This window comes from Acinetobacter higginsii (assembly GCF_000369525.1).
In the GTDB taxonomy this organism is placed as follows: domain Bacteria; phylum Pseudomonadota; class Gammaproteobacteria; order Pseudomonadales; family Moraxellaceae; genus Acinetobacter; species Acinetobacter higginsii.
Genome location: NZ_KB850073.1, coordinates 384,315 through 398,661, shown reverse-complemented (window position 1 = coordinate 398,661; position 14,347 = coordinate 384,315). Strand labels below are relative to the sequence as shown.

General features: G+C 41.5%; 13 protein-coding genes and 1 pseudogene. 9 read left to right on the top strand and 5 right to left on the bottom strand.

The genetic code is table 11. The features are described from left to right. Window positions 1-135 precede the first annotated feature (135 nt). The 4 genes from F902_RS20435 to F902_RS20420 all read left to right on the top strand — a co-directional run bounded on the left by F902_RS20435 (window position 136) and on the right by F902_RS20420 (window position 2,866). Entirely contained in the window at window positions 136-528 is a 393-nt protein-coding gene (locus tag F902_RS20435) for a putative signal transducing protein (RefSeq protein WP_005206399.1), read from the top strand. Between the two features lie 106 nt (window positions 529-634). Then, window positions 635-982, top strand: coding sequence for a GFA family protein (locus tag F902_RS20430; protein ID WP_005206398.1), 348 nt, complete (start codon window positions 635-637; stop codon window positions 980-982). Window positions 983-1,004: 22 nt separating this feature from the next. After that, window positions 1,005-1,568 (top strand): DUF4256 domain-containing protein, encoded by a 564-nt coding sequence (locus F902_RS20425; protein WP_005206396.1) that lies wholly within the window; start codon window positions 1,005-1,007, stop codon window positions 1,566-1,568. A 134-nt stretch (window positions 1,569-1,702) separates the two neighbouring features. Next, a complete protein-coding gene (locus tag F902_RS20420; protein ID WP_005206393.1) occupies window positions 1,703-2,866 on the top strand; it encodes an acyl-CoA dehydrogenase family protein in 1,164 nt (387 codons plus the stop codon). A 60-nt stretch (window positions 2,867-2,926) separates the two neighbouring features. On the opposite strand, the gene F902_RS20415 is transcribed toward F902_RS20420, so the two are convergent. The 4 genes from F902_RS20415 to F902_RS20400 all read right to left on the bottom strand — a co-directional run bounded on the left by F902_RS20415 (window position 2,927) and on the right by F902_RS20400 (window position 5,524). Then, complete coding sequence (locus F902_RS20415) at window positions 2,927-3,664, bottom strand: hypothetical protein (protein WP_005206390.1); 738 nt, start codon at window positions 3,662-3,664, stop codon at window positions 2,927-2,929. Between the two features lie 17 nt (window positions 3,665-3,681). After that, on the bottom strand, window positions 3,682-4,299 hold the full coding sequence (locus F902_RS20410) for a DUF6915 family protein (RefSeq protein ID WP_005206389.1): 618 nt from the start codon (window positions 4,297-4,299) through the stop codon (window positions 3,682-3,684). A gap of 119 nt (window positions 4,300-4,418) precedes the next feature. Then, window positions 4,419-4,928: a GNAT family N-acetyltransferase gene (locus F902_RS20405; protein ID WP_005206387.1), complete on the bottom strand. Its 510-nt coding sequence runs from the start codon at window positions 4,926-4,928 to the stop codon at window positions 4,419-4,421. Next, window positions 4,925-5,524, bottom strand: a complete 600-nt coding sequence (locus F902_RS20400) for a TetR/AcrR family transcriptional regulator (RefSeq protein ID WP_005206385.1) — start codon at window positions 5,522-5,524, stop codon at window positions 4,925-4,927. Before F902_RS20400 ends, F902_RS20405 begins: the two co-directional genes overlap by 4 nt. A 195-nt stretch (window positions 5,525-5,719) precedes the next feature. Between F902_RS20400 and F902_RS20395 the strand changes: the two genes are divergently transcribed. Continuing rightward, window positions 5,720-7,522, top strand: coding sequence for an acyclic terpene utilization AtuA family protein (locus F902_RS20395; protein ID WP_005206384.1), 1,803 nt, complete (start codon window positions 5,720-5,722; stop codon window positions 7,520-7,522). 66 nt (window positions 7,523-7,588) lie between these two features. Here F902_RS20395 and F902_RS23010 read toward each other — a convergent pair. Further along, a pseudogene (locus tag F902_RS23010) lies at window positions 7,589-9,557 on the bottom strand (DUF2075 domain-containing protein). Between the two features lie 180 nt (window positions 9,558-9,737). Between F902_RS23010 and F902_RS20385 the strand changes: the two are divergent. From F902_RS20385 to F902_RS20370, 4 genes are all read left to right on the top strand, one after another. Then, window positions 9,738-10,613 carry an SDR family oxidoreductase gene (locus F902_RS20385; protein WP_005206378.1) on the top strand — a complete coding sequence of 292 codons (876 nt, stop codon included), beginning with the start codon at window positions 9,738-9,740 and terminating at the stop codon, window positions 10,611-10,613. A 2-nt stretch (window positions 10,614-10,615) separates the two neighbouring features. After that, entirely contained in the window at window positions 10,616-12,229 is a 1,614-nt protein-coding gene (locus tag F902_RS20380; protein WP_005206377.1) for an acyl-CoA carboxylase subunit beta, read from the top strand. A 110-nt stretch (window positions 12,230-12,339) separates the two neighbouring features. Further along, complete coding sequence (locus F902_RS20375; protein WP_005206375.1) at window positions 12,340-13,500, top strand: acyl-CoA dehydrogenase family protein; 1,161 nt, start codon at window positions 12,340-12,342, stop codon at window positions 13,498-13,500. Window positions 13,501-13,510: 10 nt separating this feature from the next. Then, a complete protein-coding gene (locus tag F902_RS20370) occupies window positions 13,511-14,341 on the top strand; it encodes an enoyl-CoA hydratase/isomerase family protein (protein WP_005206373.1) in 831 nt (276 codons plus the stop codon). The last annotated feature ends 6 nt before the right edge of the window (window positions 14,342-14,347 follow it).

The following is a 14,347-nucleotide window of genomic DNA, read 5'->3' as shown; positions in this document are numbered from 1 at the left end:
TGATGGTAGTGTGGCACTTGCCATGTGAGAGTAAGTCATCGCCAGCTTTTAAATCTAAACACCCCCAACCAACCGTTGGGGGTGTTTTTTATTGGGAAAAATTTTATATACTGGTTGTTTTAAGGGCTTTCTGATATGACTTGGATCGTAGTACAAAGCTTTTCATTTCCCTATGAAGCTCAAATTGCTAAAACTCAGTTAGAAGCAGCTGAAATTCCAGCGCGTATTGAAAATGAACATACTATTAATATGGATTGGCTTTACTCCAATGCTTTAGGTGGTGTGCGACTGTTAGTTCCTGAAAGCTATGCAGAAGAAGCTAAAGTACTACTTGCTCAAGATTTTAGCCAAGAATTAGAACAACAATTTGGAACAAGTGAAAGCTGTCCTAAGTGTGGCAGTAGCGATATACAACCCTATACAGAAGGTAAACGCCCTGCTTATGTGGTTTTCCTATTGCTTGGCTTTCCGCTCTTTTCGTATGAAAATGGAACGAAGTGTCGGCAGTGCCAACATTTTTGGACCTGAGCATGCCTAGACTTAAGATATGAAGTCAAAAACTGATCAATAGAACATCATTTGAATTAAAAAAGTAATAAGATAAAACAATATAAAATTAAAAAAGGACAATAAAATGGAATATAAAGGAAGTTGTCATTGTGGAAAAATAACCTTTGTTGCGCAAGGTGATTTGACTGAAGCAATGTCATGTAACTGCTCGATCTGCCAAAGAAAGGGTTCTTTATTGTGGTTCTTACCGACAGATAAAGTTGATGTTTCAGCTCAAGAAAATACTTTAGCTCGTTACCAATTTAATAAGCATGTGATTGACCATCATTTTTGTAAGATCTGTGGTATTCATCCTTATGCAACAGGCATTGATCCGCAAGGGAATCAGATGTATGCCATTAATATCAGATGTATCGAAAATTTAGATTTGGAAAGCATCAAAATCAATCATTTTGATGGCCGTTCGGTTTAACACTCAAATTCAGAGAATAAAAATGACTAAGAAAAAACAGCTAAATGCTGAACAGACGATTGTATTGTTCGAGATATTAAAAAAGCGTTTTGAAGCCAATATGCATCGGCATCAGGGGTTGAGTTGGCCTGATATCGAGGAGCAATTAAAACAGCAACCCGAAAAGCTATGGGTATTGAATCAGATGGAAGAGACTGGAGGGGAGCCAGATATGGTTTCATTTGACTCAAAATCATCTGAAATTGTCTTTTATGATTGTGCCGTAGAAACTCCAAAAGGGCGTAGAAGTCTTTGTTATGATCGTGCTGCTTTGGATGCGCGTAAAGAACATAAGCCTGAAAATAATGCGGTCGATGTGGCTGAAGCCATAGGAATTGAAATGCTCACAGAAGAGCAATATAGGCAGTTACAGTCAGTTGAGCATTTTGATCTCAAAACCTCAAGTTGGGTAAAAACGCCAGAAGATGTACGTAAATTGGACGGTGCAATTTTTTGTGATAGTCGTTATGGCCGCGTCTTTACCTATCACAATGGTGCTCAATCCTATTATGCGACCCGTGGGTTTCGTGGCCGATTAAAATTATAGTTTTATAATTCGAACGTGCTTTTGGCATGTTTTTTTAAGCTTTGATTTTGCCAAGCGCTTGCTTGGTTTTTCTGATTTTGCTACTTTAGTGTTCATTCAATAAACAATGATCAATAATTGCTAGGAAGCAGAATATGCACCTTAATCCTTTGTACTACAACGAGCAGCATCTTGAATTTGCCAAGAGCATTCGACGTTTTGTTGAAAAAGAAATTTCGCCTTTTATCAATGAATGGGATGAAAGTGAAACCTTTCCGCGAGAGCTGTATAAGAAAGCCGCAGATATTGGTTTGTTGGGATTAGGTTTTGAAGAGCAATATGGTGGGATTGCGGGAACAGATGCATTTTATACATTGTTATCTTCGATTGAGATTGCAAAATGTGCTTCGGGTGGTTTAGCGGCTTCTTTACTGTCACATACCATTGGTGCACCACCAATCCAGCATTTTGCCAATGAAGAGGTTAAAGCTCAGGTACTCCCTCAGATTTTGTCAGGTGAAAAAATCTCGGCATTGGCGATTACTGAGCCAGGCGGTGGATCAGATGTGGCTTCGCTTAAAACCAAAGCTGTGCGAGAAGGTGATTATTTTCTGGTGAGTGGTGAAAAAACCTTTATCACTTCAGGGATGCGAGCAGATTATTATTCAGTGGCAGTGCGTACTGATCCAAATGCCAAAGGGGCAAATGGTATTTCAATGCTTCTCATAGATGCGCATAGTGCAGGGATCAGTAAAACCAAACTGGATAAGATGGGATGGTGGGCATCCGATACGGCACACCTGCATTTTGACAATGTTAAAGTGCCTGCCAGCCATTTATTGGGTCCTGAAAATATGGGCTTTCTGGTGATTATGAATAACTTCAATATGGAGCGTTTTTTCCTTGCTGCCAGTAGTTATGGCTTTGCCCTAACTTGTTATGAGGAGGCATTGGATTGGGCACAGCAACGCCAAACCTTTGGTAAGCGTTTGGTCGATCATCAGGTGATGCGTCATAAGTTAGTGGATATGGCCACGCGACTAACGGCAACCCGTGCTTTACTCGAGGATACCGCTTATCGTTTAGGCAAGCCTGAATTGCAAGGTAGTGAACTGATTGCCCAGATTTGTATGCTGAAGAATGTTGCCACTCAAACTATGCAATTCTGTGCCGATGCTGCGGTACAAACACTCGGAGGCATGGGTTTTATGCGTGGTACTAAGTCTGAACGCATTTATCGTGAAGTGAAGGTGAATATGATTGGTGGTGGTGCAGAAGAAATTATGAAGGATTTAATTAGTAAACAATTGGGTTATTAAACTCATTTCATACTTGATTAAAAGTGCGGTTAAAACACCGCACTTTTTCATTTTTGAAATTTATTCTAGTTCAGCTAATTCTTCTAAAGAAATTTGACGGATTTCAAAGATGGGTTGTTTTAGAAATGAATTCAGTGCTTTGATATCAATAAATCTTATGCTGTCTAATGCAATACCTTCGATACTATCTTTTTCAGCATCATAGCGAATATCTGAAGTCTGTTCGATAAACTGTTTCAATAATAATGGACTATGACTTAACTCTGAAAGTGGTTTGTTCATCAAGGCTTCGAACTCATAGTCCATCGCATAAATATTGGATTCCCACATAACATCACTAAAATTCTCATCTTGACTAGAGATAATGCTGCCAGTCTCATAGCCAGAGAAATAGTCTTCTTCTGAATTGATCCAAAGTACATAGCAAGGTTGTGTCGCATCGATTTCTAAGAGTTGATACCAGACGATACCTGAAATTTGAGCAAATTCGAAAGCATCATCTTCATTCAGTTTCGGAATTTCACCATCTTCGATATCAAACTTTTTGCCTGTTTTTTCTAATACCAAAGCTTCAAGTTTTTCGTAGATTTCATCATCTACTTCGCCATTGCCGATGTCATAGTTACAGAGTTCATCATAATATAAGCCCTCAACAATTAAGGTTTTATAGGCCTTTTCTGCTTCAACTTTATCTGTATAAATCTGTTTGATTGCCCCAGTTGAAACGCAGTTGGTTAGATGCCATTCGTCATTATAGGCAAAGTCATTTTGACGAATCACGTATTGGATATTGCTCATTTTTATTTCCCCTTAAGTTAAGCAATTTTAGTTTTTAATTCTTGCAGCTTAGCTGCACTAGGCGGCACAGTCATGCCATTGTCCATCCAGAGTTCAAAACGCATCGGATTGAAAAAGAAATCGGGACAAATATCAAAATCAATCAATTGGGCTTCACTTTTTCCCATCATGGGAAGAATGGTATTGATAAACCAACTATTGTGGGTGATCAGTAACGACTTTAATTGTCCAGTCACTGATAATGGCGAGAGCAGGGTTGCCGATAGTTTTGGATCATTAATCACATCAGCATGGAATTTCTCTAGGCGTTTTGCTAACCCATCTGTAGGGATATCCTGCATCGCTGCAACAAAATCACCTAAAGTTGGAATAAAGCGGTGATGGAAATCAACCAATAGGTGATCTTTTTCACACAGGTCTTTCACTTCAATGCTTTTACCTGCACTATTTTCGAAGTGATGTCCAAAGATCGGAATAATGACTTCCTGAACACCCCAAAAGGTATGCAAGATACGATGGCGATTGTCGGTACACAACATTTTGGTGCTGTCGATTAGAGCATGAATATCAATATAATCTTCAAGCTCGCCCCCACGACGTTTCACCGAAATATTGGCATGTTGTACTGGATTCATTTTTACGAATTCTTATAATCATTTGATGTTTAAGAACAATAGCAGCTTTCTGATACAACGAACATAGATAAATAGGTGTGAGCGATAAGCTGTGTCGTACTTAAATTAGAATCATTTTTTTAGAATGCCTGATATTTTTTATCGGTCCAATCTACATTTAAAATTGCCCAACGCTCATGATCTTTCCACTCTTTTCCACCAACGCGCAGGTACTGGCGGGAGAAGCCTTCTTTTATAAAACCTGCATGTGCAACAAGGCGAATAGAGAGTAGATTGTCTGGTTGGATATTGGCTTCTAGTCGATGCAGGTTTAGAGTTTGAAATGCTTCTTGTAAAACCAATTGCAGCCCTTGTCGCATGTAGCCATGTCCTGCATAAGGAGAAAAGGCTTCATAACCCAAGTAAGCAGAATGAAAGTAACCTCGAACGATATTGGAGATATTAAAGGTGCCAACAATGGCATGATTTTCTTTCAAGCAGACAAAATAACGATGTTCTTGTGCGAGATACTGTTGAAAGTCTGTTGGTGGATAAGTCCAAGGCTGATGCAGTTGAATACTCTTTTGGTAGGCAAGTTTGATTTCAGCTAAATCGCTGAGTTGAGGCTTACGTAAATAGATAGCACTCATTTCACCGCCATTTCCCAAACCATTTCAGTCAGTTCATCAATTTTGACTTTACCTTCGGGTCTGTACCACGTCACCGTCCAAGAAATCGAGCCACCAAGCAAACGACGCCAGATAAAAGCATCGTGTTTCACCTTGCCTTGAACACGTAATTTTTCAATCACATCCAACCAGACTTGCTCATATTCATTACGCATTTTCAGAAGGTAATCTTGTTTTTCTTTAGAAAGGGCAAACCATTCATGTACCAGTACCGCCATCGCTGCGCCTGTATCACCTGCAATGGAAAGTAATTCAGCTTTGATGAGATGACGTAATTGTTGTTCAGGAACGGTTGAGCGTTCAGCGGCTTCTTTTAAACGGGCGAAGTTATAGATAATGGTTTGTTCCATCACTGTCGCTAGAATTTCATCTTTACTTTTGAAGTGATGAAACAGGCTTCCCGATTGAATGCCAATAAATTCACCGAGTTGACGAACCGTAGTTTTGTCATAACCTTGCTTATAAAACAGATAGGCAGCACCTTGCAGTAAACGTCCACGCGGACTGTCATCAAAACAAACAATCTTGGGTATTTGCTCAATTGAGGTTGCGATCATGCCTATCCGTCTATCCCGTTTAATCCAAAGTGTATTGTAACAAAAATCATTTGATGCATTGTCTTATCTTTTTATAACAAGCATTTGCTTGAGTTTGTCTATTTTTGCCAATACAGCATAGCATTATGCACTTTACAAACCAAGCACTTGCTTGGTAATGTTAAGGCGTTTTTAGCAATAACAATGAGAAAGCGCATGACAACTGTCAAACAGGATGACCAGAGGGTAGTCAAAATTGGGTGTGCATCAGGCTTCTGGGGCGATACCAACACTGCTGCATTTCAGTTGGTGCATCTGAGTGATATTGATTATTTGGTCTTTGATTATCTGTCAGAAATCACCATGTCGATTATGGCGAAAGCGATGATGATTGATCCAAGTCATGGTTATGCTTTGGATTTTGTCAGTCGAGTCATGGCACCCCTGATCAATAAAATTGCTGAGAAAAAAATAAAAGTGATCAGCAATGCGGGTGGGGTAAATCCTTTGGCTTGCCGTGATGCCCTACAAAAAATTATTGATGAAAAAGGCTTGGATTTAAAAGTTGCAGTGGTTTTGGGTGATGATGTATTACCCAAGCAGGCTGAATTACTCACCCAGAATGTTAAGGAAATGTTTAATGCTGAAGCCTTACCCGCACATGTTGCCAGTAGTAATGCCTACCTCGGTGCTGTTGCGATTCGCGATGCCTTGGACTTAGGTGCTGATATTGTGATTACTGGCCGTGTGGTCGATTCAGCGGTTGTGCTTGCTCCATTATTACATGAGTACAAATGGTCACTGGATGATTATGACAAGTTGGCACAAGGTTCTTTGGCAGGGCATGTGATCGAATGCGGTGCACAGTGTACAGGTGGAAACTTTACCGATTGGCGTCTCGTTCAAGGCTTTGACAACATGGGCTTTCCGATCGTGGAAGTGAGTGCTGATGCTTCATTTATTGTGACCAAGCCGAAAGGGACAGGTGGCCTCGTTTCAACTGCAACCGTAGCAGAGCAGATTGTCTATGAGATCGGCAATCCACAAGCCTATCTTTTACCTGATGTGAGTGCTGATTTTAGCCAAGTCCATTTAGAACAGGTAGGAGAGCATCGGGTCAAAGTGAAAGGTGCAACAGGGCGTGCGCCAACTCAGCAATATAAAGTGAGTGCTACATATGCGGATGGTTATCGTGTTTTGGTTAGTTTCTTGATTGCAGGTCGTGAAGCGCCAGAAAAAGCCCAAGTGATCGCCGATGCCATTATCAACAAATGTGAACGGGTGTTAGCACTACGTTCAGTTCCTCCTTTTAGTGAAAAGTCGGTTGAGATTCTCGGGATTGAAAGTACTTATGGTGCACATGCGAAAGTGAAAGATAGCCGTGAAGTAGTGGTCAAAATCGCGGTTAAGCACTTGTTTAAAGAAGCTTGTATGTTCTTTGCTTCTGAAATTGCCCAAGCTTCTACAGGGATGGCACCTGCATTGGCAGGAATCGTCGGCGGTCGACCTAAAGCCTCGGCAGTGGTGAAGCTATTTTCTTTCTTGATTGATAAAGATCAATTAAAGGTAGAAGTCGACTTTGCAGGACAGCGTTATCCCGTTCAAATCCTCGTCGGACAAGCTTCACAGGATTATACGCAACATCCCGTTGGTGACGTAGCCGTATATCAAGGTGATGAGATTGAAGTTCCTCTCGTTGAAGTTGCACATGCACGCAGTGGAGATAAGGGCAATCACAGCAATATTGGGGTGATCGCGCGCAAGGCTGAATATTTACCGTGGATTCGTGCGGCACTGACTGAGGCCAATGTTGCAGCGTATATGCGGCATGTTTTAGATCCTGAAAAATCAAAAGTGATTCGTTATGAACTGCCTGCCATGCATGCACTGAATTTCATGTTGGAAAATGCATTGGGGGGCGGGGGAATCGCCAGTTTGCGGATTGATCCACAAGGTAAGGCGTTTGCACAGCAATTATTGGATATGCCGGTGAAAGTGCCTAGAAAACTGATATCTTGAGCTGCATTTACCTGGTGTTGGAGTCTCGTTTGTCGTAAAGCAATACAAGCGAAACTCCAGTATTTTTTATATTATGTCTAGCCCACAAGAGAGCAGATAGTCATAGATTGAGTCATAGTATTTTCGAGGTCGTGTTGGATCTTTTCCATCTACAGCAGGAATAAAAATAACCATACCTTGTCGGGCTCGGGTTAATAGAACTCTATAAGCATTGAGAAGGTAATTTTTAGTTGAGTCTTTATTAATATTCTGCCACTTTGAGCCTTTAAAGCTTTGAAATTGCCAACCCTCATCATAATAGAGGTTAATATCCCAAGTTACACAGGTATAGTCGATTTCAAGTCCTTGTATATCGAACTCAGTCGCAATATCCTCTAAGTAATAAGATGACCGAGTATCATCCTCATGATTTAAAAACCAATCAGGTGGAGATATATCATTCTTAACATAGATACCTTCTGCTTTTAGTCTTTTAGCGCCTGAACTTGCGATCAGTCCAATTCTTTCTGTACCTCGAGCTTGATGTCTTAACCAGTTTTTTGCCTTGGTTAAGTCTCTAGTGATTTTAATTGGATAATTATGTTTGATGTCTTGGTAAATTTGAGCGGCTTGAGCATTTTGATTGTCTAAAATGGATTGGATCAAGGATGCAACTTTTTCACTTCGAAATGATCGAACAGAGGTGGATAAATGAAGATCAGTTTTTTTGATGTCCATGTTGTTCTAACCAGTTTGATAAATCTAAATTATTTAGATAGGTATTAGGTTCAGCCAAAATCTTATCTGAATAATAAATATCCCAGGATTGGTATTTTGTTTTTAGCGACTCAATCCATTCTGAAACGCCGGCTTCACCTGTATTGATTTCTTGTCCGCCTCCGATTAAACATATAATTGCACACCAATCTTCATGTCGATCCATTACACTGATTAAATATTCGGGTTCAGACATGTCAAAGTTTGTGATTCCTTTTTTCTGTTGCATGAACTTGGAGACTTGTTCTTTTTGCCAAGCTCTTTGTGCTTCATCGAAAACGACAACCTTTTCAATAGGTGCATGAGGCGTTCTTAAATTGTCATCTCTAAAATGATGAATATTTTGGATAAAAGCCTTTGCTTTCCTTTCAGCTTCTGTACGTAAAATTCTCTGACCACTCCTTTTAGCAGATTCTACTGAATCTCTAGTCAATGCTTCTCTCAAGACATCAACTAACGGGCCATTACCAGATAGAAATACTGAGTGTTCTGATTCATCTGCTTTTAGTCGTTCGTTCGCGATGTTTAGACCTGCAAGTGTTTTTCCTGCCCCAGGAACACCTGTTAAAAAGCAGATTGATTTCCTATGCTGAGCTTTGGAGTCTTCGATAATTTCATTTATTAAAATGGAGGTGTTGGAGAGGTTAATTGCACCAGCATCACTTCTTGAAATTTCTTCAACACTATGGCCTTTATATAAAGCTTGAGCTGCTTCAATAATCGTTGGCGTAGGTTTATATATGCTATTTTCCCAAGTCTCAATATTTAGACTTTCTTCAATTTTTATGTGGTCTAGAATTTTGATCAGCGTTGCTTTAAAGTTTTCTTTATTACATAGGATACAACGGGTCAGATCTAGAGAGCTATCAATCTGAGAGGTCGTACTTGGGGCATTCGTCGCGATAAGGATCGGGATAATCGTTTTATTATGACTTCCTTCATGAAAATTTTGTAAATCTAAACAATAGTCAATTGTCTGATTCTGAGCATAGTTTGAATAACTTTTGTCGCCTACTTTGAACTCTATTACAAAGATTAAATTATTTATAATTAAGATATTATCTACTCGTTTTCCCATTCTAGGGATAGAGAACTCAAAATATAAATGACCACAGAACTCTTTAAGTTCCTGTTTTAGAAAATCAATTTGTTCAAGCCAAGCATTTTTTTGTAAATCTTCTAAATCATGTTGATGATGACGTGCAAGTTGTCCAAAAATTGCATTTTTATTTTCATTTAAAAAAAAATCTATCGAACTTTGATAATAGCTTGTATTCATTGTGAGTTTTTAAAGTTTAAAAAATCTTAAATTGAACAGCATGTTAGCACTAGAAATAATATTTTAGCAAAAAATGACATTTAAATTTGAATAAGAAAGGCATCTTGGTACTTTACAAACCAAGCACTTGCTTGGTAGTGTGTGTTCAGTTAAAAATAATAGATGAATGGATCATAAAACATGGCTTATCAATCAATTTTCAGGGCAGATGCATTTGCTGACAAAGTGGTGATCATCACAGGTGGTGGTTCGGGTATTGGCCGTTGTACTGCACATGAGTTGGCTTCTTTAGGCGCACAAGTGATCATCACAGGCCGTAAAGTTGAAAAACTAGAAAAAGTCAGCCAAGAAATTCTGGAAGATGGAGGCAAAGTCCATTTCATCGTCTGTGATAACCGTGAGGAAGAGCAAGTCAAAAATATGATTGCTGAGGTGCTGGAAAAATATGGCAAGCTCGATGGTTTAGTCAATAACGCGGGGGGGCAATTTCCTTCTGCATTAGAGAATATTTCTGCCAATGGTTTTGATGCCGTGGTTCGTAATAACCTACATTCAACCTTTTACCTGATGCGTGAAGCCTATAACCAGTGGATGGCAAAGCATGGCGGCAGTATCGTTAATATGACAGCAGATATGTGGGGTGGTATGCCGGGCATGGGCCATTCAGGCGCAGCACGTTCAGGTGTTGATAACCTGACCAAAACGGCTTCAGTGGAATGGGGGAAATCTGGGGTACGTGTCAATGCGGTTGCACCAGGCTGGATTATTTCTTCGGGCATGGATAATTATAGTGGTGATTTTGCCAAAGTGATTATTCCAAGTTTAGCGAGTAATGTTCCATTAAAACGAATGGGCACAGAGTCAGAAATCTCTTCAGCGATTTGCTATTTACTTTCAGATGCTGCTGCTTTTGTATCTGGTGTCACCCTGCGTATTGATGGGGCTGCTTCACAAGGTACACGTATGTACCCACTGGCAGATGCGACCAATAATGACGCCTTTAATGGTTTCCATCGTGCTTTTATCCCTGACATCTTCAAAACAGATGGAGAATAAACATGAGTATTCTCCAATCTGAAATTGCAGTGGGTAGTGAACACTATGAGCAAAATCGAGAGGCTTTATTAACGCAGCTGGCTGAAGTTCGTGCCGTGCAGCAAAAAAGCATCGATAAATCTTATGCGGCAAAACCCAAGTTTGATAAGAAAGGCAAAATCTTACCGCATGAGCGTATTCGCTTACTGTTAGATGCAGATTCACCTTTTGTCGAGCTATGTGGTCTGGTGGGCTACAACATGCATGACGATAAAGATGGTTCCGAAGCTGGTGGTGGCGTGATTGCAGGCATTGGTTTCGTTAGTGGTGTACGCGCACTGGTTTCTGCCAGTAACAGCGCCATTAAAGGTGGCACCATGTCACCAATGGGGGTGCATAAAACCCTGCGATTGCAAAAGATCGCATTAGAACAAAAGCTGCCGATGGTCACTTTGACTGAAAGTGGTGGCGCAAACTTGAACTATGCGGCGGAGGTATTTACCTATGGCGGTATGACTTTTGCCAATCAGGCACGTTTATCTGCGGCAGGGATTCCACAAGTTGCGGTGGTGCATGGTAATGCAACGGCAGGTGGTGCTTATCAACCAGGTTTGTCTGATTATGTGATTGCAGTACGCAAGCAAACAGAAATGTTATTGGCTGGCCCACCGCTGTTATTGGCAGCAACAGGGGAAGTGGCAACTGCGGAAGAACTGGGCGGTGCAGAAATGCATACCCAAGTGTCAGGTGTCGCAGAATATTTAGCTGAAAATGATGCCGATGGGATTCGCTTAGCCCGTGAGATTTTTGAACATCTGAATTGGAAAGAGCAAACCGCACAATCCAATCAGAGTTATAAAGAACCACGTTATGCTGCGGAGGAGCTGTTAGGCATTGTTCCACAAGATCCAAAGCAACCTTTTGATATGAAAGAGATCATTGCACGGATTATTGATGATTCGGATTTTCTCGAATTTAAGCAGGAATATGATGCCTTAACTGTTTGTGGTTGGGCCAAAGTGGGTGGACTACATATTGGCATCATTACCAATAATGGGCCGATTACCCCACAAGGGGCAGCCAAAGCAGCACAGTTTATTCATCTGTGTGAACAGACCCAACGCCCACTTTTATTTCTGCACAACACCACTGGCTTTATGGTCGGAACTGATGCCGAGCAGAACGGGATTATTAAACATGGTTCCAAGCTGATCCAAGCAGTTGCCAATGCCACAGTACCCAAGATTTCGATTGTGGTGGCAGGCTCTTATGGGGCAGGTAACTATGCCATGTGTGGTCGTAGTTTGTCCCCGCAGTTTATCTTTGCATGGCCAAACTCTCATGTCGCAGTAATGGGCGCAGCACAAGCAGGTAAAGTCTTGCGTATCGTAGCTGAGGGCAAACAAAAAGCCTCGGGAATGGAACCGAATCCGCAGATGCTGGATTTCTTGGAACAAAGTACAGCGATGAAATTGGAACAGCAGTCGACGGCTTTATTCAATACCGCAATGCTGCATGACGATGGCATCATCGACCCTAGAGATACCCGTAAAGTATTGATATTTTTATTACAAACCATTTATGAAGCACAACAACGTGAATTAAATCCAACACGATTTGGTGTGTCGAGATTTTAATTTTTAACACCCTCATCCTAGCCTTCTCCCAGAGGGAGAAGGGATTCCCTCTCCCTTTTTGGGAGAGGGTTAGGGTGAGGAGGAAAAACAATTTTTAAGGAACAAAAACAATGAAATTTACTGCAGAACATGATGCTTTACGCCGTACCACACGCCAGTTTGTTGAAAATGAGCTGAACCCTTTTATTCCAGAATGGGAAGAAGCAGGCCGTTTTCCGATTCATGACGTATTTAAGAAAATGGGGGATTTGGGTTTATTGGGGATTTGTAAGCCTGAAGAAAATGGCGGTTTAGGACTCGATTATTCATACAACCTTGTGGTGGCAGAAGAGTTAGGTCGAGCTGCTTGTGGTGGTGTGCCACTGGCGATTGGTGTGCAAACTGATATGGCAACGCCTGCACTGGCACGTTTTGGCAGTAAGGAACTACGAGATGAGTTTTTAAATCCTGCCATTCGTGGTGAATATGTTGCGTCGATTGCAGTCTCGGAAGTGCATGCTGGTTCTGACGTGGCAGCCATCAAAACCACAGCAAAAAAAGATGGTGATGATTATGTGATTAATGGCAGCAAGATGTGGATCACCAATTCACTGCAAGCCGATTTCTTCTGTTTACTTGCCAATACTTCTGACGATAAGCCACACGTCAATAAATCCATGATTATTGTTCCTGCCAAGACAGCAGGGATTAGCTTTTCAGAACCCTTAAATAAATTGGGGATGCGCTCTACCACTACGGCACAGGTCTATTTCGACAATGTGCGTGTACCGCAACGCAACTTGGTTGGGGTGGAAGGCATGGGCTTCATGATGCAAATGATGCAGTTCCAAGAGGAACGTATGTGGGCTTGTATCAATGCGGTGGGGGGCATGGAAAAAGTCATTCAGCAAACTATTGACTACACCAGAGAACGAACCACGTTTGGTCAGCCTTTAATTCATAACCAGTATGTACATTTCCGTTTTGCTGAACTGATGACAGAAGTTGCGGCATTAAAAGCCTTAACGCTTCAAGCCTGTGAACAGCATGTTGCGGGTGAAGATGTCACTTTAATGGCTTCAATGGCAAAGCTGAAAGCGGGGCGATTAAGCCGTGAAGTGGCAGACAGTTGCCTGCAATATTGGGGTGGTAATGGTTTTATGTGGGATAACCCTGCATCGCAACTGTTCCGTGATGGTCGCTTAGGTTCGATTGGCGGTGGCGCAGATGAAATCATGTTGGGGATCATTTGTAAGCTCACCGACATTCTGCCGAAGAAAAAGAAAAACTAGGAGCAGAAGCATGACAGTTGCAACTTCTCTTGCAGGCTTAGCGTTAGATGACAGCATTCAGCTCGAACAGCAAGGTGGTATTTTAACGCTATGGCTGAATCGTCCTGAAAGCCGTAATGCCATGAGTTTAAAGATGGTTACTGCCATTCAACAGGTGTTTAGCCAGATTGCCAATGATACATCCATTCGCGCTGTGATTTTACGTGGTCAAGGCGGGCATTTCTGTGCAGGTGGCGATATCAAGGATATGGCGGGATTACGCGTTGAAGCTGCCAATAGCGGTAGCTTACAGCCCTATGTGGATTTTAACCGTCGTTTTGGCGCCATGGTTGAACAAGTGGATCAAGCACCGCAAACCGTTGTGGCAGTTTTGGAAGGTGCAGTACTCGGTGGCGGTTTTGGTCTGGCTTGTGTTTCAGATATTGCCATCAGCCGTGATACTGCACAGTTTGGTCTACCTGAAACAGGCTTAGGTATTTTGCCTGCACAGATTGCGCCTTTTGTAGTGAAGCGGATTGGTCTGACTCAAGCCCGTCGTTTGGCCTTATTGGGTTTACGTTTTGATGGCAAGACGGCTTTAGATTTGGGTGTTGTTCATCAAGTTGCACAAGATGATGTTGAGCTTGAACAACAGCTTACAGAGATCATTCAGCAGATTAAACGTGCTGCCCCATTGGCTTCCCGTACCACCAAAGCTTTATTGCATCGGACACTGAATGAGCCTTTAGGGCAGCTTTTGGATGATGCGGCACAACAGTTTGCTCAGGCTGTCGGCGGCGCAGAAGGACAAGAAGGCACCATGGCCTTTATTCAAAAACGTAATCCGAGTTGGTTTGACTAAAATTTC

What these genes read in the sequence shown, in the direction of transcription:
- F902_RS20435 (WP_005206399.1), top strand. Translation starts at nt 136, where the DNA reads ATGACTTGGATCGTAGTACAAAGCTTTTCATTTCCCTATGAAGCTCAA.
- F902_RS20430 (WP_005206398.1), top strand. Translation starts at nt 635, where the DNA reads ATGGAATATAAAGGAAGTTGTCATTGTGGAAAAATAACCTTTGTTGCG.
- F902_RS20425 (WP_005206396.1), top strand. Translation starts at nt 1,005, where the DNA reads ATGACTAAGAAAAAACAGCTAAATGCTGAACAGACGATTGTATTGTTC.
- F902_RS20420 (WP_005206393.1), top strand. Translation starts at nt 1,703, where the DNA reads ATGCACCTTAATCCTTTGTACTACAACGAGCAGCATCTTGAATTTGCC.
- F902_RS20415 (WP_005206390.1), bottom strand. Translation starts at nt 3,664, where the DNA reads ATGAGCAATATCCAATACGTGATTCGTCAAAATGACTTTGCCTATAAT.
- F902_RS20410 (WP_005206389.1), bottom strand. Translation starts at nt 4,299, where the DNA reads ATGAATCCAGTACAACATGCCAATATTTCGGTGAAACGTCGTGGGGGC.
- F902_RS20405 (WP_005206387.1), bottom strand. Translation starts at nt 4,928, where the DNA reads ATGAGTGCTATCTATTTACGTAAGCCTCAACTCAGCGATTTAGCTGAA.
- F902_RS20400 (WP_005206385.1), bottom strand. Translation starts at nt 5,524, where the DNA reads ATGATCGCAACCTCAATTGAGCAAATACCCAAGATTGTTTGTTTTGAT.
- F902_RS20395 (WP_005206384.1), top strand. Translation starts at nt 5,720, where the DNA reads ATGACAACTGTCAAACAGGATGACCAGAGGGTAGTCAAAATTGGGTGT.
- F902_RS20385 (WP_005206378.1), top strand. Translation starts at nt 9,738, where the DNA reads ATGGCTTATCAATCAATTTTCAGGGCAGATGCATTTGCTGACAAAGTG.
- F902_RS20380 (WP_005206377.1), top strand. Translation starts at nt 10,616, where the DNA reads ATGAGTATTCTCCAATCTGAAATTGCAGTGGGTAGTGAACACTATGAG.
- F902_RS20375 (WP_005206375.1), top strand. Translation starts at nt 12,340, where the DNA reads ATGAAATTTACTGCAGAACATGATGCTTTACGCCGTACCACACGCCAG.
- F902_RS20370 (WP_005206373.1), top strand. Translation starts at nt 13,511, where the DNA reads ATGACAGTTGCAACTTCTCTTGCAGGCTTAGCGTTAGATGACAGCATT.